The organism is Pantoea sp. SGAir0430, from assembly GCF_043549295.1.
Window position 1 is genome coordinate 2,901,210 of sequence record NZ_CP039427.1, and the last position, 18,643, is coordinate 2,919,852.

Annotated in this window: 16 protein-coding genes; 9 read left to right on the plus strand and 7 right to left on the minus strand. The window is 59.1% G+C overall.

Annotated elements, in window-relative coordinates; all coding sequences use genetic code 11:
* Positions 1-142: 142 nt before the first annotated feature.
* Positions 143-760: a trimeric intracellular cation channel family protein gene (locus tag E7738_RS13760; RefSeq protein ID WP_031279636.1), complete on the plus strand. Its 618-nt coding sequence runs from the start codon at positions 143-145 to the stop codon at positions 758-760.
* Here E7738_RS13760 and ligB read toward each other — a convergent pair.
* Entirely contained in the window at positions 674-2,443 is a 1,770-nt protein-coding gene (ligB, locus tag E7738_RS13765) for an NAD-dependent DNA ligase LigB (RefSeq protein ID WP_262256688.1), read from the minus strand. The two genes, E7738_RS13760 and ligB, sit on opposite strands and share 87 nt — an antisense overlap.
* A gap of 238 nt (positions 2,444-2,681) precedes the next feature.
* Between ligB and gmk the strand changes: the two genes are divergently transcribed.
* From gmk to recG, 5 genes are read left to right on the plus strand one after another with little or no spacing between them, the layout of a single operon-like run.
* Positions 2,682-3,305, plus strand: a complete 624-nt coding sequence (gene gmk / locus E7738_RS13770; RefSeq protein ID WP_021507104.1) for a guanylate kinase — start codon at positions 2,682-2,684, stop codon at positions 3,303-3,305.
* Positions 3,306-3,362: 57 nt separating this feature from the next.
* Positions 3,363-3,638, plus strand: coding sequence for a DNA-directed RNA polymerase subunit omega (gene rpoZ / locus E7738_RS13775; protein WP_021314198.1), 276 nt, complete (start codon positions 3,363-3,365; stop codon positions 3,636-3,638).
* A gap of 20 nt (positions 3,639-3,658) precedes the next feature.
* Positions 3,659-5,770 carry a bifunctional GTP diphosphokinase/guanosine-3',5'-bis pyrophosphate 3'-pyrophosphohydrolase gene (gene spoT / locus E7738_RS13780; protein WP_021507105.1) on the plus strand — a complete coding sequence of 704 codons (2,112 nt, stop codon included), beginning with the start codon at positions 3,659-3,661 and terminating at the stop codon, positions 5,768-5,770.
* A gap of 3 nt (positions 5,771-5,773) precedes the next feature.
* Positions 5,774-6,469, plus strand: coding sequence for a tRNA (guanosine(18)-2'-O)-methyltransferase TrmH (gene trmH / locus E7738_RS13785; RefSeq protein WP_031279638.1), 696 nt, complete (start codon positions 5,774-5,776; stop codon positions 6,467-6,469).
* A complete protein-coding gene (recG, locus tag E7738_RS13790; RefSeq protein ID WP_262256692.1) occupies positions 6,466-8,544 on the plus strand; it encodes an ATP-dependent DNA helicase RecG in 2,079 nt (692 codons plus the stop codon). The genes trmH and recG overlap by 4 nt, the downstream gene beginning before the upstream one ends.
* On the opposite strand, the gene E7738_RS13795 is transcribed toward recG, so the two are convergent.
* Positions 8,541-9,026: a MarR family winged helix-turn-helix transcriptional regulator gene (locus tag E7738_RS13795; protein ID WP_127833485.1), complete on the minus strand. Its 486-nt coding sequence runs from the start codon at positions 9,024-9,026 to the stop codon at positions 8,541-8,543. The genes recG and E7738_RS13795 overlap by 4 nt on opposite strands.
* 69 nt (positions 9,027-9,095) lie before the next feature.
* Between E7738_RS13795 and E7738_RS13800 the strand changes: the two genes are divergently transcribed.
* From E7738_RS13800 to E7738_RS13810, 3 genes are all read left to right on the plus strand, one after another.
* The gene (locus E7738_RS13800) at positions 9,096-10,031 is read left to right on the plus strand and encodes a quinone oxidoreductase family protein (RefSeq protein ID WP_088516694.1); all 936 of its coding nucleotides are present in this window, start codon (positions 9,096-9,098) and stop codon (positions 10,029-10,031) included.
* A gap of 90 nt (positions 10,032-10,121) precedes the next feature.
* Positions 10,122-11,510 (plus strand): nucleobase:cation symporter-2 family protein, encoded by a 1,389-nt coding sequence (locus E7738_RS13805; RefSeq protein WP_058780487.1) that lies wholly within the window; start codon positions 10,122-10,124, stop codon positions 11,508-11,510.
* Between the two features lie 122 nt (positions 11,511-11,632).
* Complete coding sequence (locus E7738_RS13810) at positions 11,633-13,312, plus strand: AsmA family protein (RefSeq protein WP_394515721.1); 1,680 nt, start codon at positions 11,633-11,635, stop codon at positions 13,310-13,312.
* A gap of 205 nt (positions 13,313-13,517) precedes the next feature.
* Here E7738_RS13810 and fabY read toward each other — a convergent pair whose 3' ends face one another.
* The 5 genes from fabY to typA all read right to left on the minus strand — a co-directional run bounded on the left by fabY (position 13,518) and on the right by typA (position 18,432).
* Entirely contained in the window at positions 13,518-14,465 is a 948-nt protein-coding gene (gene fabY / locus E7738_RS13815) for a fatty acid biosynthesis protein FabY (protein ID WP_021507112.1), read from the minus strand.
* 59 nt (positions 14,466-14,524) lie between these two features.
* A complete protein-coding gene (dtd, locus tag E7738_RS13820; RefSeq protein ID WP_021507113.1) occupies positions 14,525-14,962 on the minus strand; it encodes a D-aminoacyl-tRNA deacylase in 438 nt (145 codons plus the stop codon).
* Entirely contained in the window at positions 14,959-15,825 is an 867-nt protein-coding gene (locus E7738_RS13825) for a virulence factor BrkB family protein (protein ID WP_021507114.1), read from the minus strand. Before E7738_RS13825 ends, dtd begins: the two co-directional genes overlap by 4 nt.
* A gap of 6 nt (positions 15,826-15,831) precedes the next feature.
* On the minus strand, positions 15,832-16,428 hold the full coding sequence (gene yihX, locus E7738_RS13830) for a glucose-1-phosphatase (RefSeq protein WP_021507115.1): 597 nt from the start codon (positions 16,426-16,428) through the stop codon (positions 15,832-15,834).
* 183 nt (positions 16,429-16,611) lie between these two features.
* Positions 16,612-18,432, minus strand: coding sequence for a ribosome-dependent GTPase TypA (gene typA, locus E7738_RS13835; RefSeq protein ID WP_058771001.1), 1,821 nt, complete (start codon positions 18,430-18,432; stop codon positions 16,612-16,614).
* Between the last annotated feature and the right edge of the window lie 211 nt (positions 18,433-18,643).

The following is an 18,643-nucleotide window of genomic DNA, read 5'->3' on the forward strand; positions in this document are numbered from 1 at the left end:
TGATAACCGCAGTTCCTCTGTAACAAGCCCATCAGCAGGCTCACCATCAGGATGGCTAATCCGAAAACATTTTTTTAGAAAATCTCAGTGGTCTACACTCTGGGAAATCTTTAGCCTTGCCGCCAGTTTACTGGAGTGCTCTATGTTATTAACCGTCCTGTACATCATTGGTATTACCGCCGAAGCAATGACCGGTGCGCTGGCGGCAGGCCGACGCAAAATGGACCTGTTCGGCGTCATTATTATTGCGTCAGTCACGGCGATTGGCGGCGGCTCGGTGCGCGATATTCTGCTGGGCCACTATCCGCTCGGCTGGGTGAAACACCCGGAATACATCATGATCGTCGCGGCGGCGGCCGTGGTCACCACCTTTGTCGCGCCGCTGATGAATCATCTGCGTAAAGTGTTTCTGGTGCTGGATGCGCTGGGTCTGGTGGTGTTCTCGATTATCGGCGCACAGGTTGCGCTGGATTCCGGCCATGCAGCGATCATCGCCGCCATCGCCGCAGTCATCACCGGCGTTTTTGGCGGCGTGCTGCGCGATATGTTCTGCAACCGCATTCCGCTGGTATTCCAGAAAGAGTTGTATGCCGGTATCGCTTTTGCCTCCGGCTGGATGTATATCCTGCTGCTGAAAACACCGCTGGCGCATGAAGTGGTGGTGATCATCACGCTACTGTTCGGCTTCTTCGCCCGCCTGCTGGCGCTGCGCTTCCGCCTCGGTCTGCCGATTTTCAACTACCCCCACCCCGAGCACTGACGGCTGCGCCGGGATATTCTGCTGCTGCAGAAAGTGAATCAGCGACTGCAGGCGCGCATCCTGCAGCATCGTCACCAGCCGCTGTGCCAGGACGTTGCCGATACCCGGCAGCTGCTGCCAGCTGTCGGCTGAACGCGCCAGCAGCTGCGACCACTGCGTATCGGGCAACGCCTGGAGTGCCGTGCGCGGCAGCGGTAAGCCCAGCGCGCTGATCCAGCGGCGCAGCGGCTGCTGGCGCGTCAGGTTAAAGCGATGCCAGATCTGCCGGGCGCGTACGGTGGAGATGCCCTGCGCCTGCGCAATCTGCTCTGGCGTGAGCGTCAGCCAGGAGAACAGGTGGCTGATGCTGCCGCCGTCCAGCAGACGCTGCCAGCTACTGCGCTGCATGCCAGCAATATCCAGCACTGACTTGTGACTCAGCCAGCTGAGGCGCGCCAGAAACTGCGCGCGACACCCTGCGCTGAAGTGCAGGCAGCTCAGCGGATTGAATGCGTCGTCCTGTGGCGGCAGCGGATAGTCGCGCTGCGCCACGCGCCAGATCACCCGTTCCAGCCGCGGAATACCCAGCCCGGCCAGCGACAGCGTGACCTGATCGCCGGCGATCACATCCCACTGCTTCCAGCGACGCAGCGAGCCCAGATTGACCCGCCGGACTGTTTTATCCTCCAGCTGCACCGGCTGCAGGTTCAGCACCACGGCAATTTTGCCGGTGCGTCCGACGTTGAAATCCACCGACAGCACTTCGCTGCTGACTTCGGCAGGCTGATATTTCCACGCGGCCGACCAGCTGCCCTGTCCGGGCTGCCAGTCGCGCCCGACGCGCTGCGGTGACTGGTGAATCACCACACCATCGGTGACAAAAGGCAGCGGCTGGCGATACCAGCGCTCACGCCAGGCTGCGACCTCCTCTTCATTGCTGACCTGGCGACTCCACTGCTGCGTCAGGGCGAAGCCCCACTGCGTAAGCTGCGCCAGCCGCGCCTGCATCATCGGCGGCCCATCCGGCCATGCCCAGATAAACACGCCAATGCGCGACAGCAGCGAGCTGGCTTCGCGCCGCATCATGGCGCCCGCCACCTGGGCGCGCGCATTCTGACCGCCGTCGCGCGCCTGCTGGTGATCGGTCATCGTCAGAAACAGTTCGCCCTGTAACACCACTTCCGCACGGTCGGTCGCGATATGCCGCGGGATCGCCGCAATGTGCGGTGCTTTCGCCAGCCACTGTTCACCGCGCAGTCCGTCGCCCCGGCTGATCAGGCCAGCCAGTTCGCCGTGGCGATACACCAGCGTCACCGCCACGCCATCGACTTTCGGCTGCACCCACAGTGCCTGTTTATCCTGCATCCAGTAGGCCACCGCCAGCTTGTCACGCAGCTTGCGCACGCCGGTATGCGCCACCGGGTGCAGCGTGCTGCCGTCGGTGCTGAGCTGTGCCGCATAGCCGGGCAACGCCGGCGTGAAGCAGCGCTGCCACTGCTGTAAGCGCTGCTGCAGGCTGTCGTAGTCGGCATCGCTTACCGGGCTTTGCCCCTGACGGTAGTAGGCATCATCCCAGTGGCGCAGCTGGTTGTGCAGCACGCCCATTTCCTGTTCAGCGCGCACCGGTGACCAGTTGGGACAAACCGCCATCCCATTCGCACATCCCGCCAGCAACATCGCACACAGCCATCTCCATCCTTTCATCGTCGCCTCCTTTTTTGCTGATTGCAGCGTGCCGCGGTGAGTGACACCAGCGTTAAAAAGCCGATTGTGGAGCGAGGCTGACGGATTTTTGTGCGAATTGCAGAAAGTTGCGCTGCCGCTGGAGGGCGCGCACAGAAAAAGAATTGCCGCGTGCGGGCGGCAAACGCTGCGTGCTGCGCTTAAGCCGTGTATACTGTGCAGGAAATCGACTCCGCTCTTTACTCAATTCAAGATAACCATGGCTCAAGGCACGCTCTATATTGTTTCCGCCCCCAGCGGCGCAGGTAAATCCAGCCTGATTCAGGCGCTGTTAAAGACACAACCGCTGTACGATACGCAGGTGTCTGTTTCTCATACCACCCGCGGCGTGCGCCCCGGCGAAGCGCATGGTGAACACTACTTTTTCGTCTCAAAGCCTGAATTCGAACGCATGATCGCCGAGGATGCTTTCCTTGAGCATGCGGAAGTGTTTGGCAATTATTACGGCACCTCACGCGCGGCGATTGAGCAGGTGCTGGCGACCGGCGTTGACGTGTTTCTCGACATTGACTGGCAGGGCGCGCAGCAGATTCGCCAGAGAATGCCGGCCGCCCGCAGCATCTTTGTTCTGCCGCCGTCCACCGAAGAGCTGGATCGCCGCCTGCGCGGCCGCGGTCAGGACAGCGAAGAGGTGATCGCCCGCCGCATGGCGCAGGCAGTGGCAGAAATGAGCCACTATGCCGAATACGATTATTTGATTGTTAATGATGATTTCGATCTGGCGCTGTCGGATCTGAAAACCATTATTCGCGCAGAACGTCTGCGTATGGGTCGCCAGAAAGCGCGACATGATGCTTTAATCAGCAAACTATTGGCAGTCTGAAGTCACTTTCAGTATTATGCCCAGTCATTTCTTCATCATCTGTGGAGTAGCACACCTATGGCACGCGTAACCGTTCAGGACGCAGTAGAGAAAGTTGGTAACCGTTTTGACCTGGTGTTGGTCGCTGCACGTCGTGCACGTCAGATGCAGGTAGGCGGCAAAGATCCGCTGGTTCCGGAAGAGAACGATAAAGCCACCGTTATCGCCCTGCGCGAAATCGAAGAAGGCCTGATCACCAACCAGATTCTGGATGTCCGTGATCGTCAGGAACAGCAAGAGCAGGAAGCCGCTGAGTTACAAGCCGTTACCGCTATCGCTGAAGGTCGTCGTTAACAGCACTCTGCAGGTCAACCTTGTATCTGTTTGAAAGCCTCAATCAGCTGATTGAAAAATACTTGCCTGAGGAGCAAATCAAGCGCCTCAAGCAAGCTTACCTTGTCGCACGTGATGCCCACGAGGGCCAGACACGCTCCAGCGGCGAACCCTATATCACCCATCCCGTTGCGGTTGCCTGCATTCTGGCCGAGATGAAGCTCGACCACGAAACGCTGATGGCGGCGCTGCTGCATGATGTGATCGAGGATACGCCCGCCACCTATCAGGACATGGAACAGCTGTTCGGAAAAAGCGTGGCCGAGCTGGTGGAAGGCGTTTCCAAGCTCGATAAGCTGAAATTCCGCGATAAGAAAGAAGCGCAGGCTGAAAACTTCCGCAAAATGATCATGGCGATGGTGCAGGACATTCGTGTCATCCTGATCAAACTGGCTGACCGCACGCACAACATGCGCACGCTGGGCGCGCTGCGTCCGGATAAAAAACGGCGCATCGCGCTGGAAACGCTGGAGATTTACAGTCCCCTGGCGCACCGCCTCGGTATTCATCACCTGAAAACGGAACTGGAAGAGCTCGGCTTTGAAGCACTCTATCCAAACCGTTTCCGCGTGATCAAAGAGGTGGTGAAAGCGGCGCGCGGTAACCGTAAAGAGATGATTCAGAAGATCCTGTCGGAAATCGACGGGCGTCTGCAGGAAGCCGGCATTCCGTGCCGCGTTAGCGGACGTGAAAAACATCTCTATTCGATCTACCGCAAAATGCACCTGAAAGAGCAGCGATTTCACTCGATCATGGATATTTATGCCTTTCGCGTCATCGTGAAGGACCTCGATACCTGTTATCGCGTGCTCGGTCAGATGCACAGCCTGTACAAACCGCGTCCCGGACGCGTGAAAGATTACATCGCCATTCCCAAAGCCAACGGCTATCAGTCACTGCACACCTCGATGATCGGCCCGCACGGCGTGCCGGTTGAGGTGCAAATCCGTACCGAAGATATGGATCAGATGGCGGAGATGGGGGTGGCGGCCCACTGGGCTTATAAAGAAGCTGGCGAAAGCGGTACCACCGCGCAAATTCGCGCCCAGCGCTGGCTGCAAAGCCTGCTGGAGCTGCAGCAGAGCGCCGGCAGCTCGTTTGAATTCATCGAGAGCGTAAAATCCGATCTGTTCCCGGATGAGATCTACGTGTTTACGCCGGAAGGCCGTATCGTCGAACTGCCCGCTGGCGCCACGCCGGTGGATTTCGCCTATGCGGTGCACACCGATATCGGTCACGCCTGCGTCGGTGCGCGCGTCGATCGCCAGCCGTATCCGCTGTCGCAGGCGCTGACCAGCGGCCAGACGATTGAAATCATTACCGCACCTGGCGCCCGGCCAAATGCCGCGTGGCTCAACTTTGTGGTGAGCTCAAAAGCGCGTGCCAAAATTCGCCAGCTGCTGAAAAACCTCAAGCGCGAAGATTCCGTTAACCTCGGTCGTCGTCTGCTGAGCCACGCGCTCGGCGGCAGCAAAAAGCTGGCCGAAATTCCGGCGGAGAATATTCAGCAGGAGCTGGAGCGTATGAAGCTCTCCAGCATCGACGATCTGCTGGCGGAGATTGGCCTCGGCAATGCCATGAGCGTGGTGGTGGCGAAGAACCTGCTGCAATCCGGTAGCGAACCGTCATCTGGCAGCAGTAAGCGCAGCAAAAAGCTGCCGATCAAGGGCGCTGATGGCGTACTGATCACCTTCGCCAAGTGCTGCCGTCCGATCCCTGGCGACCCGATTGTCGCGCACGTCAGCCCCGGTAAAGGTCTGGTGGTGCATCACGAATCCTGCCGCAACATTCGTGGCTACCAGAAAGAACCGGAAAAATTCATGCCGGTTGAATGGGATAAAGTGACCGATCAGGAGTTTGTCGCCGAGATTAAGGTGGATATGTTTAACCACCAGGGCGCGCTGGCCAACCTGACCGCGGCAATCAATACCGCAGGTTCGAATATTCAAAGCCTCAATACCGAAGAGCGTGACGGCCGCGTTTACAGCGCCTTCATCCGCCTCACTGCGAACGATCGCGTCCATCTGGCCAATATCATGCGTAAAATCCGCGTGATGCCGGACGTGATTAAAGTTCACCGTAACCGTAATTAGTGCATGAACGCTCAACGTTTTGCTCGTATCCAGGAGATGCTGGCCATGCGCCAGCACGATCTCACCGTCTGCATGGAGCAGGTGCATAAGCCGCACAATGTCTCTGCGGTGATCCGCACCGCCGACGCCGTCGGCATCCACGAAGTGCACGCCGTATGGCCCAGCGTGCGTATGCGCACCATGGTGTCCGCGTCGGCGGGCAGTAACAGTTGGGTGAAGGTGAAAACCCATCGCCACATTGCTGATGCGGTGCGCCATCTGAAAGATCGCGGCATGCAGGTGCTGGCGACCCATCTGTCAGATAAAGCGGTCGATTTCCGCGAGATCGATTACACCAAACCGACCTGTATTCTGATGGGTCAGGAAAAAACCGGCATCACCGCTGAAGCGCTGGCGCTGGCCGACCGCGATATCATCATTCCGATGGTCGGTATGGTGCAGTCGCTGAATGTCTCCGTGGCCTCCGCGCTGATTCTGTATGAAGCCCAGCGCCAGCGGCAAAACGCCGGTATGTATCGCCGCCAGCACAGCCTGCTGGACGAGGATGAGCAGCAGCGCCTGCTGTTTGAGGGCGGTTATCCGGTGCTGGCGCGCGTAGCGAAGCAGAAAGGCCTGCCCTATCCGCACATCAACGCGCAGGGCGAAGTCGAAGCCGATGCCGCCTGGTGGTCCACCATGCAAGCGACGGGTAAAAAATGAAAGGCCGTCTGCTGGATGCCATTCCGCTCAGTACCCTGACCGGCGTCGGCGCCAGCCAGGCGGGTAAGCTGGCGAAACTCGGCCTGTTTACCATTCAGGATCTGCTGCTGCACCTGCCGCTGCGCTACGAAGACCGCACCCAGCTGTACAAAATTAACGATCTGCTGCCCGGCATCTGGGCGACGGTGGAAGGTGAAGTGCTGCACAGCGAAATCACCTTTGGCCGCCGCCGCATGCTGGTATGCCAGATCAGCGACGGCAGCGGCGTGCTGACGATGCGCTTCTTCAACTTCAACGCCGGCATGAAAAACAGCCTGGCACCGGGCCGTCGCGTTACCGCTTATGGCGAGATCAAACGCGGCCAGCGCGGCGCTGAAATCATTCATCCGGAGTATCGCGTCCAGGGCGAGCTGGGTGGCGTTGAGCTGCAGGAAACCCTGACGCCGGTTTATCCCACCACCGAAGGTATTCGCCAGGCCACGCTGCGCAATCTCACCGATCAGGCACTGACGCTGCTGGAGAGCTGCCCGATTGCCGAGCTGCTGCCGCCGGAATTGAGCGGCGGTTTGATCAGCCTGCCGGAGGCGCTGCGCACCCTGCACCGGCCGCCGCCGGACCTGCGCCTGAGCGAGCTGGAAACCGGCCGTCATCCGGCGCAGAAGCGTCTGATTCTCGAAGAGCTGCTGGCGCACAATCTCAGCATGCTGGCGGTACGCGCCGGCGCGCAGCGCCATCACGCCCTGCCCATGCCGGCACGCCACGAACTGGTGGACAAACTGCTGGCCGCACTGCCATTCTCGCCCACCGCGGCGCAGCGGCGCGTGGTCGCAGAGATTGAGCGCGATCTGGCGCACGACTTCCCAATGATGCGCCTGGTGCAGGGTGATGTCGGCTCCGGTAAAACGCTGGTGGCTGCGCTGGCGGCGCTGAATGTGATCGCCCACGGCAAACAGGTGGCGCTGATGGCGCCGACCGAACTGCTGGCTGAACAGCACGCCAGTAATTTCCGCCAGTGGTTTGCGCCGCTTGGCGTAGAGGTTGGCTGGCTGGCCGGAAAGCAGAAAGGCAAAGCGCGCGAAGCGCAGCAGGAGGCGATTGCCAGCGGTCAGGTGGCGATGGTGGTGGGCACGCACGCGCTGTTCCAGGAACAGGTGAAGTTCAACGGCATGGCGCTGGTGATCATTGATGAGCAGCACCGTTTCGGCGTGCATCAGCGGCTGGCGCTGTGGGAAAAAGGCGAAGAGCAGGGTTTCCATCCGCATCAGCTGATCATGACCGCCACCCCGATTCCGCGCACCCTGGCGATGACGGCCTACGCCGATCTCGATACCTCAACCATTGACGAGCTGCCGCCGGGCCGTACGCCGGTGACCACGGTGGCAATTCCCGATACCCGCCGCAGCGACATCATCAGCCGGGTGCAAAGCGCCTGCCACGAGGGCCGTCAGGCCTATTGGGTGTGTACGCTGATCGATGAATCCGACGTGCTGGAAGCGCAGGCGGCGGAAGCCACCTGGCAGGAGCTGAAAGTGGCGCTGCCGGACCTGCAGGTTGGTCTGGTACACGGGCGCATGAAGCCCGCGGAGAAGCAGGCGGTGATGGCGGCGTTCAAGGCCAACGAAATCCAGCTGCTGGTGGCCACCACGGTGATTGAGGTTGGCGTGGATGTGCCCAACGCCAGCCTGATGATCATCGAAAACCCGGAACGGCTTGGTCTGGCGCAGCTGCATCAGCTGCGCGGACGCGTTGGCCGCGGTGCCGTCGCCTCACACTGCGTGCTGCTGTATAAAGCGCCGCTGAGTAAAACCGCGCAGAAACGCCTGCAGGTGCTGCGCGACAGCAACGACGGTTTTGTCATCGCCCAGCACGATCTGGAAATTCGCGGTCCGGGTGAACTGCTCGGCACGCGCCAGACCGGCAACGCCGAGTTTAAAGTCGCCGATTTACTGCGCGATCAAAGCATGATTCCGGAAGTTCAGCGCGTGGCGCGCCATATCCACCAGCATTATCCCGAACAGGCTCAGGCGCTGATCGAGCGCTGGCTGCCGGAAACCGAGCGCTACAGCCACGCTTAATCCAGCTGCGGCTGTCGATCCACTGCCATAAAATCCCCGACGAAGCGCTGTAACAGGCGCGTTAACTCAGCGCGCTCTTCAGCTGGCCAGCCAGCGAACAGCTGCTGATAGATCTGGGTGCGCGCCACGTCGACTTTATCCGTCATCGCTTTTCCCGCCGCCGTGATCACCGCCTCATTGATCCGCTTGTCTCTGGCATTTTTCTGCCGCTGCGCCAGCCCCAGCTCTTCCAGCTTCGCCACCTGGCGGCTGACAGTGGTGTAATCGCGCCCGGCGCGATCGGCCAGCTCGACCACGCCGAGGGGACCAAAGCGGCCAATCTGGATCAATAGCGGAAACAGGGCACGATCCAGCTGGATACCGGACTCTTTTATTAATAATTCATCGCGTTGCGGACGATTAAAGGTGCCGACGATCATCAGCAGCGCGTTGTGCAAATCATCGAAGCCGGCATTATTATGTGTATTTTGCACGCTTTTCATTGACGTCATCCCAGAGCAGGCCTAATGTGTGCATATTACACATATTATCCGATGAACTGAAGGTGAAACATGAAAGCAGCTATTGTCAGTGCCGCAGGTGAGAAACCGGTATGGGGCGATTTCCCGGCACCGCAGGCCGATGAACAGCATGTGGTGGTAACGGTGAAGGCCGCCGCCATCAGCCAGCTGGCGAAAGCGCGAGCTGCCGGTGCCCATTACAGCGCCGGTAGCCACTATCCGTTTATCGCCGGTATTGATGGCACCGGCACGCTGAGCAACGGCGATCCGGTCTATTTTCTCGCCTTTAGCGCACCGTGGGGCAGTATGGCGCAGCAGACCCGGGTGCCGGCTGCGGCGGTGGTTGCGCTGCCGCCGACGCTTGATCCGCTGCTGGCTGCGGCAATCGCCAATCCCGGCATGTCCTCGTGGGCCGCACTGACGCGTCGCGCGCAGTTTCAGGCGGGTGAAACCGTGCTGATCAACGGTGCAACCGGCACCTCCGGCGGGCTGGCGGTGCGCATTGCGCGTCACCTCGGTGCCGGGAAAATCATCGCCACCGGCCGTAACCGCGCGGTGCTGGAGCAGCTGCGCACGCAGGGTGCGGATATCATCCTGACGCTGGATGAACTGCCCGGCGCGCTGCCAGCGCTGATGCAGCAGGGCATTGATGTGGTGCTGGATTATCTGTGGGGCCAGAGTGCGCTCGACATCATGCACGCGGCGGTGGCCGGCGGTGAGAAAACGGTGCGCTTCGTGCAGATTGGCTCGCTCAGCGGGCAGGAGATCGCGCTGCACAGTAAACTGCTGCGCTCATCCGGGCTGACGCTGATGGGCAGCGGACTGGGCAGCGTCTCTGACAGCGAACTGATCGCCTGCATTGGTGAGATGCTGAACGCCGCCGCTGAAAGTGACTTCTCCATCGCTTTTCAGCAGCGTCCGCTGAGTGAGGTAGAGCAGGCGTGGCAGCAGGATGACAGCCGCTGCCGCACGGTGTTTACGCTCTAGATCAATCGCAACTAAAAGGGGCATTGCAAACGATTGCTTTCACAACGCAACCGTTTAAAATCGCCCCTTTGTTGTTATTGAGAAGCCACCATGTCCGTCAATACTGCTGAATCCCGCCAGCCTGCCACTGCGCCAGGCGAGAGCAAAAGTGAACTGATTTACCGTCTTGAAGATCGTCCGCCGCTGCCGCAAACGCTGTTTGCCGCCTGCCAGCATCTGCTGGCGATGTTTGTGGCGGTGATTACCCCGGCACTGCTGATCTGCCAGGCGCTCGGCTTACCGGCGCAGGACACGCAGCACATCATCAGCATGTCGCTGTTTGCTTCGGGCGTGGCGTCCATTCTGCAAATCAAAACCTGGGGACCGGTGGGCTCTGGCCTGCTGTCGATTCAGGGCACCAGCTTTAACTTTGTCACACCGCTGATCATGGGTGGTATGGCGCTGAAAAACGGCGGTGCCGATGTGCCGACCATGATGGCAGCGCTGTTTGGTACCCTGATGGTGGCTTCCTGTACTGAGATGTTGCTATCACGCGTGCTGCACCTCGCGCGCCGCATCATCACGCCGCTGGTGTCCGGCATTGTGGTGATGATTATCGGTCTGTCGCTAATTCAGGTCGGCCTGACCTCGATTGGCGGTGGCTTCGCCGCCATGAACGATCACAGCTTTGGGGCGCCGAAAAATCTGCTGCTGGCCGGTGCCGTGCTGGTGGTTATCATCCTGCTCAACCGCCAGCGCAACGCTTATCTGCGCGTCGCGTCGCTGGTGATCGCCATGGCGGTGGGTTATGCGCTGGCCTGGGCGCTGGATATGCTGCCCGCTACCTCTGCACCAACCAACCAGGCGCTGCTGGCCGTGCCATCGCCGCTCTATTACGGCCTGGGTTTTGACTGGAATCTGCTGATCCCGCTGATGCTGGTGTTTATGGTGACCTCGCTGGAAACCATCGGCGATATTACCGCCACCTCCGATGTCTCCGAACAGCCGGTCAGCGGTCCGCTGTATATGAAGCGTCTGAAAGGCGGCGTGCTGGCCAATGGTCTCAACTCGTTTGTGTCGGCGCTGTTCAACACCTTCCCTAACTCCTGCTTTGGTCAGAACAACGGGGTGATTCAGCTGACCGGCGTGGCCAGCCGCTACGTGGGCTTTGTGGTGGCGCTGATGCTGATCGTACTCGGCCTGTTCCCGGCGGTGAGCGGCTTTGTGCAGCATATTCCGGAACCGGTACTGGGCGGTGCCACCATCGTGATGTTTGGTACCATTGCCGCTTCTGGCGTGCGTATCGTGTCGCGCGAGCCGCTCAATCGCCGCGCCATTATGATCATCGCGCTGTCGCTGGCGGTGGGCCTCGGCGTATCGCAACAGCCGCTGATTCTGCAATTTGCCCCGGACTGGCTGAAAACCCTGCTGTCATCCGGCATCGCCGCCGGGGGTATCACCGCTATCGTGCTTAACCTCGTCTTTCCGCAGGAAAAGTAATGCTGCTGGCAGGCTACGGCCTGCCTGTTATTTATCCGCTTTTTCATCCAGGCTGTTGAGCTGTAACGGTAATTCAGGCATAACAACCACTCACCGGATAAATATCGGGATGGATGGATGCGATGAAATTTTTAGGCAAGTTTTTCCTTACCTTGTTACTGCTGATTCTGCTGGCGCTGGTGGTTCTCTATGTGCTGCTGCAAACCCAGTGGGGCGCAGGCTGGTTTAGCCGTTGGGTAAGCGATAAAACCGCCTGGCATTTGTCGCTGAGTAAGATTGAGCACAACTTCTCCTCGCCTTCCCACATCATCCTGGATGACTTCAGCTTCGGCCACGACGGCCAGCCGGCGGTACTGGTGACGAAGCGCGTCGATCTCGGACTGGCACTGGTGCAGTTCAGCGATCCGCTGCATTTCGACAGCATTGAAGTGCGCGACGGCGACATCAACCTCGCTAACCAGTCACCACAAACCACGCTGCCGATTCAGGCCAACCGGCTGCAGCTCAATAACGTGCAGATCGAAAGCCCGCACAGCGCCCTGCCGCTGGCGGCGCAGCGGGTCAACGGCGGCATTGTGCCGTGGAAGCCCACGCCTGACGATATGCTGGGCAGCGATGCGCAGTTCCAGATGAGCGCAGGTGCCATGACGCTGGACGGCGTCGCCGGTAACAACGTGCTGCTGCAGGGCAATATCGCCAAACGCCGGCTGGTGCTGAGCAATATCGGCGCCGATCTGGCGCGCGGCTCAATGACCGGACGGGCCGAGCGCGACGCGCAGGGTAACTGGCAAATCAACCAGCTGCGTCTTAACGATATTCGTCTGCAAACCCAACAGAGCCTGAGCGAGTTCCTCAGTCCGCTGCGTGACGTGCCTTCGGTGAGCATCAACCGGCTGGATATGACCGATGCGCGCCTGCAGGGCCCGGACTGGGCGGTGACCGATCTCGATCTGACCCTGAAGAACATTACGCTGCGCGGCGATGACTGGCAGAGCGACGACGGTTCGCTGGCCATGAACGCCGGCAACTTTATTAACGGCAGCTTTGAACTCAACGATCCGATCGTCAACGCCGAATTCTCACCGCAGGGCATTCAGCTGACGCAGTTCAGCTCCCGCTGGGTCAACGGCGTGATTCGCGCCAGCGGCAGCTGGACGCGCAGCGATAAGCGCCTGACGCTTGACGATTTAGCCATTGCCGGCCTGGAATACACGCTGCCGCAAAACTGGCGCGATCGCTGGCAGCAGACGCTGCCGGGCTGGCTGGATAGCGTGCTGGTGAAGCGCGCGACGGCTAACCGTAACCTGGTGATTGATATCAATCCGGCCTTCCCGTTCCAGATGACCGCGCTCGACGGTAATGCAGAGAATCTGCTGCTGGCGCGCCAGCATCAATGGGGCATCTGGGCGGGCAAAGCCAGCTTTAACGCGGCGGAAGCCACCTTTAACCGCACCGATTTGCGCCATCCGTCGATTAGCCTGAACGCCAGCGATCGGCAGATTGAGGTCAGCGAGATGAGCGCCTTTAACGGCAGCGGATTACTGGAAGGCACGGCAACCGCAGGACAGGAAGCACAGCGTCCGTTTACGCTGAACCTGAAAGGCCAGGCGGTGTCGGCAAACGTGCTGCAAAACTGGGGCTGGCCTGCGCTGCCGCTGAGCGGTAGCAGTAATTTGCAGCTGCAGCTGAAGGGTTCGCTCAGCGCGGACGCCCCGCTGCGTACCAGCGCAGAAGGCAGTTTGTCGGTGACGACGGATACGCAGTCGCTGCAGCAGACGATGCGTGGCGGGCAGGTGCAGTGATAATTGCATGACCGATCGCGCTGAAAAGCGCGATGCGGGCGCGTCAGGCCATCGCCAATCGCACAATTCTTGTAGCGGCGCGATTTATCGCGCAATAAATTGCGCCGCTACCAAAAATGCAACTGTTGTTGCATGCATTTGAATCTTAGCTGGCAAGCATTACGCCATGCAGAGTGACCCTGTGGTTTTGTTGCGCGCTGCGTGGTTAATTAATGCGCGCGCCTGAACCGCCCTCTTCCAGCGGCCCGTCGGGATCGGCGGGTAACACGATGTAGACACCTTCAAACACCGCGCCCAGCTCATCATCCCCAAACAGCTCCACCTCCATCTGTACGCGTGCTTTTCGTCCGCGCGCCAGCCGGTCGAGATCGCCGCTCAGCGAGCCGAGATCGGCGATGGCGCCGGGCCGTCCGCTGATGGGTTTGCTGTAGCGAATATGCGCATCGGCCAGAATGATGGTGCCACCGAGATGGCGTTCGCGCAGCAGCAGCCAGATCAACCCCCAGCCGGTAAGCGTGGCGAGTGAAAACAGGCTGCCGGCAAACAGCGTGTGGTGCGGGTTCTGGTTGCCGGCTTCCGGCATGGTGGTAACAAACTTCTGCCCGGTATACTGCAGAATGCGCACGCCCATCTTTTCGCTCAGCGGGATGTGTTCGTACCACGCCTGCTGCAGCTGTCCACACCAGTCGGCGCGATGCAGAATATCATCCAGCGTCACCACCGGTTTAATCATCAGGAAGTGACGCACCGGCGTGGTTTGCGGTGCGGTAATTTCGCCCTGATTAACAAAGCCGAGCTTGGCAAAGAACTCCACCGCATCCTCGCGCGCGCTACAGGTGACGCGTTTGGCCCCTTCCTGGCGCGCCACCGACTCCAGCGTCATCGCCACCAGCGTACCCAGCCCTTTGCCCTGCACCGACGGATGCACCGCCAGAAAGCGGATCGCCGCTTCATTTTCCGCATTGATATACAGCCGGCCTACCGCTACCGGTTTGCCGTGCTCATCCACCACCATCTGGTGATGCGCCAGCGCATCCCAGGCATCACGTTCTGAGCCCTGCGGCTGGCGCAGCGGCTTCCGTAACATTTCCCAGCGGAACTGGTAATACATATCCAGCTCTTCCGCCGTTTGCGGTACGCGAAGATGATACATAAAGTGATTCTCTCGTTCGGAGCTTGCGTGGCTGATCCCTTGCCGCTCGGCTAAAAATCTCACACCTGTAACCAGAAGGTCACCGGACCATCGTTAATTAGTGAAACCTGCATATTGGCGGCGAAGCGCCCGTTGGCGGTGGTGACGCCCAGCGCCCGGCAGCGATCGCTGAAGTCGTGATAGAGGCGCTCCGCTTCCGCCGGATGCGCGCCGCCAGAGAAAGAGGGACGCATGCCTTTTTGCGTGTCGGCCGCCAGGGTGAATTGCGAGACCACCAGCACGCTACCGCCTGTCTGCTGTACGCTGAGGTTCATTTTGTCGTTCTCATCGCCAAAGATACGGTAGCCCAGCACTTTCTCCGCCAGGCGCTGTGATTTCTGCTCGTCATCGCCCTTTTCCACCCCCAGCAGCACCAGCAGACCGGCGCCAATTTCGCCCACCGTGGCGTTATCCACGCTGACGCTGGCGCGCGTCACACGCTGAATCAAAGCAATCATGTTTCCTCTCGTTCTTTATCGCGTTCCTGCTGTTTTAACTGGCGATAGTCATCCAGCGTGACGGTCACTTCCGCGCCTAACAACACAATACACCAGGTCCAGTAAACCCACAGAAACAGGATGGGGATCACCGCCAGCACGCCGTAAATTAACTGATACGAAGGAAACATCGTAACATAGAGCGCGAAGCCTTTTTTGCCCAGCTCGAACAGCAGACCCGCGACCACCGCACCTATCAACGCATCACGTCCCGGCACGCGCCGCGTCGGCACAATGCTGTACAGCAGCCAGAAGGCGAGAATCGACAAAACCAGCGGGAAGATGCGTAACGCCTGATCGATCAGGCTGGTGACGCCGGTCACGTTCACCCAGCGCAACGACAGCAGATATGAGCTGATGGCCAGACTGGCACCGGCCAGCAGCGGTCCCAGCGTCAGGATCATCCAGTAGACCGCAAAGGAGTAGACCATCGGGCGCGGCTTGTCGCTGCGCCAGATGGCATTGAGTGCGCTGTCGACCGAGTGCATCAGCAGCAGCGCAGTGACTATCAGCCCGACCGCCCCCACTGCCGTCATTTTGTTGACGTTGGCGACAAACTGATCGAGATAGCGCTGAATCACATCCCCGGCGGCCGGCATGAAGTTAGTGAAGATGAAGTTCTTCAGCTGCACGCTGATGTCGGAGAACACCGGGAAGGCGGCAAACAGCGCGAATACCACGGCAATCAACGGCACCAGCGCCAGCAGCGACACGTAGGCCAGATTACCGGCCTGCGTGGTCATGTTGTCTTCATCGATGCGGCGCCACAGCAGTTTGATCCACAGGAAAAATGCATGCGCCGAGTGGCGCAGATGAGTTCGCATGGTCACTCAGCGACGGCTCGCAAACCAGTCAGGCACGGTTTTCGCATCTTCGACCAGCACGCTCTCAATGCCCAGCGCGCGCGCCGCATCAACATTGGCCTGGTTGTCATCAAAGAATACCGCCTGATCGGCGGTGAAGCCTTCATGCTCCAGTACGTAGTGCCAGATGCGCGCTTCTGGTTTGCGCATGCCGATATCCTGCGACATATAGATGTGGTCGGCAGCCTGCTGCACTTCCGGATACTGCGTTGGCCAGAACTCGAAATGCAGCTGGTTGGTGTTAGACAGAATCACCACGCGCTCGCCGCTGGCGCGCAGCTGGTTCATGATCGCCAGCGTTTCCGGACGCACGCCGACAAATACCGCCTGCCAGCCAGCGGTGAACTGCGGATAGCTCAGGGCAATATCGAGCTGGTCACACAGCCGCGCGGCAAACTCCGGGTCGCTGATTTCGCCCCGCTCGTGCTGCTCGAAGGTCTCGTCCATGCGAAAACGGCTCTGCAGCGTGGCAAGCGGCACGCGTCCCAGATCGCTCCAGACGCCGAGTACCCGATTGAAATCGATATCAACAATCACATTGCCTAAATCAAAGATGTACAGCATGACACCTCTCCTCTACGTTCCCTGGATCATTCACTCTAGCGGTAAAAGGCAAGCCTGAACAGGTACGCTTAGGGGAAATCCGCATTCCGCAAGCGGGGTCTGATTTCGTGCGGGTCGCGCTGCCTCAGACGGCAGGCAAAAAAAAGCCCCGCGGGTGCGGGGCTCATTATCAGACGATTTCGCTTACTCTTTGCTGCCGCGAGACGCGCGTTTGCGATCGTTCTCGGTCAGGTGGCGTTTACGAATACGTACTGACTGCGGCGTCACTTCTACCAGTTCGTCGTCATCGATGAACTCGATAGCCTGCTCCAGCGTCATTTTCTGCGGTGGTACCAGGGTGGTAGCTTCGTCAGTACCTGACGCACGCATGTTGGTCAGTTTCTTACCGGTCAGGCAGTTTACGGTCAGGTCGTTAGAACGGCTGTGAATACCGATGATCTGGCCTTCATACACTTCCGCACCGTGACCGAGGAACAGCTTACCGCGATCCTGCAGGCCGAACAGGGCGAAGGCAACCGCTTTACCCTGACCGTTGGAGATCAGCACGCCGTTCTGACGCTGGCCCACTTCGCCCGGACGCACGTCGTCGTAGTGGCTGAAGGTGGAGTACAGCAGACCGGTACCGGAAGTCATAGTCATGAATTCGTTACGGAAGCCGATCAGACCACGGCTTGGGATCACGTAGTCGAGACGTACGCGGCCTTTACCATCCGGATCCATGTTTTTCAGGTCGCCTTTACGCTCACCCATCGCCTGCATCACTGAACCCTGGTGGGTTTCTTCGATGTCGAGGGTAACGTTTTCGAATGGCTCCTGCTTGCGGCCTTCGAATTCACGGTAGATAACTTTCGGACGGGATACCGCCAGCTCGTAGCCTTCACGACGCATATTCTCGATCAGAACTGACAGGTGCAGCTCACCACGACCGGATACGCGGAATGCATCAGCATCTTCAGTTTCTTCTACGCGCAGCGCTACGTTGTGCACCAGCTCTTTGTTCAGACGCTCAAGGATCTGACGCGACGTCACAAACTTACCTTCTTTACCACAGAACGGTGAGGTGTTGACGTTGAAGAACATGGTTACGGTTGGCTCATCCACGCTCAGCGCTGGCAGCGCTTCCACATTCTGCGTGTCGCAGATGGTGTCGGAGATGTTCAGCTCGCCCAGACCGGTGATAGCGATGATGTCGCCCGCTTCAGCCAGATCGGATTCAATACGCTCCAGACCCAGATGGCCCAGCACTTTACCGACTTTCGCGTTACGGGTTTTCCCTTCGCTGTCGATTACAGTAACCTGCTGGTTTGGCTTCACTTTACCGCGCTTGATGCGGCCGATACCGATTACGCCGAGGTAGTTGTTGTAGTCCAGCTGCGAGATCTGCATCTGCAGTGGGGCTTCAACTTCAACCTGCGGTGGAGAAACGTGGTCGACGATGGCCTGATACAGCGGGGTCATGTCGTCAGCCATGTCGGTGTGATCCAGACCGGCGATACCATTCAGCGCAGACGCATAAATGATCGGGAAATCGAGCTGCTCGTCAGTCGCGTCGAGGTTGACGAACAGGTCAAATACCTGGTCCACAACCCAGTCCGGACGCGCGCCAGGACGGTCAACTTTGTTGATGACTACAATCGGCTTCAAACCGTGGGCAAAGGCTTTCTTGGTTACGAAGCGGGTTTGCGGCATAGGGCCATCCATCGCGTCTACAACCAGCAGCACCGAATCCACCATGGACATGACGCGCTCAACTTCACCACCGAAGTCGGCGTGTCCCGGGGTATCAACGATGTTGATACGGTAGTCGTTCCATTTGATGGCGGTGTTTTTCGCGAGGATGGTAATCCCACGCTCTTTCTCCAAATCGTTGGAGTCCATTACGCGCTCAGTCGCTTCGGTACGGGCATCAAAAGTACCGGACTGTTGCAGCAGTTTGTCAACCAGGGTGGTCTTACCATGGTCAACGTGCGCGATGATGGCGATGTTACGCAAATTTTCGATCACAGCTTTGCCTCAGGCATTATAGAAATAACGCGGTATTGTACACGGATTAAGCGAAAGACTGAACATGATCACAGTTTTCGCCGAAAGATTCTCGCAGTGCGCGTTTTTAGCACCAATAACGGTGCATTAAGCTGCACTTTGATGGCGCTTTGCACCATTTAAGTGCTTACCCCTAAACTGACGGCACTATTTTGGTGCATTCCATCCACGC

Bases quoted from the DNA above. Each gene is read 5' to 3' on its own strand.
- E7738_RS13805 (WP_058780487.1), top strand. From the start codon at position 10,122: ATGTCCGTCAATACTGCTGAATCCCGCCAGCCTGCCACTGCGCCAGGC.
- trmH (WP_031279638.1), top strand. From the start codon at position 5,774: ATGAACGCTCAACGTTTTGCTCGTATCCAGGAGATGCTGGCCATGCGC.
- recG (WP_262256692.1), top strand. From the start codon at position 6,466: ATGAAAGGCCGTCTGCTGGATGCCATTCCGCTCAGTACCCTGACCGGC.
- rpoZ (WP_021314198.1), top strand. From the start codon at position 3,363: ATGGCACGCGTAACCGTTCAGGACGCAGTAGAGAAAGTTGGTAACCGT.
- fabY (WP_021507112.1), bottom strand. From the start codon at position 14,465: ATGTATCATCTTCGCGTACCGCAAACGGCGGAAGAGCTGGATATGTAT.
- dtd (WP_021507113.1), bottom strand. From the start codon at position 14,962: ATGATTGCTTTGATTCAGCGTGTGACGCGCGCCAGCGTCAGCGTGGAT.
- ligB (WP_262256688.1), bottom strand. From the start codon at position 2,443: ATGAAAGGATGGAGATGGCTGTGTGCGATGTTGCTGGCGGGATGTGCG.
- yihX (WP_021507115.1), bottom strand. From the start codon at position 16,428: ATGCTGTACATCTTTGATTTAGGCAATGTGATTGTTGATATCGATTTC.
- E7738_RS13760 (WP_031279636.1), top strand. From the start codon at position 143: ATGTTATTAACCGTCCTGTACATCATTGGTATTACCGCCGAAGCAATG.
- gmk (WP_021507104.1), top strand. From the start codon at position 2,682: ATGGCTCAAGGCACGCTCTATATTGTTTCCGCCCCCAGCGGCGCAGGT.
- E7738_RS13800 (WP_088516694.1), top strand. From the start codon at position 9,096: ATGAAAGCAGCTATTGTCAGTGCCGCAGGTGAGAAACCGGTATGGGGC.
- E7738_RS13825 (WP_021507114.1), bottom strand. From the start codon at position 15,825: ATGCGAACTCATCTGCGCCACTCGGCGCATGCATTTTTCCTGTGGATC.
- E7738_RS13810 (WP_394515721.1), top strand. From the start codon at position 11,633: ATGAAATTTTTAGGCAAGTTTTTCCTTACCTTGTTACTGCTGATTCTG.
- E7738_RS13795 (WP_127833485.1), bottom strand. From the start codon at position 9,026: ATGAAAAGCGTGCAAAATACACATAATAATGCCGGCTTCGATGATTTG.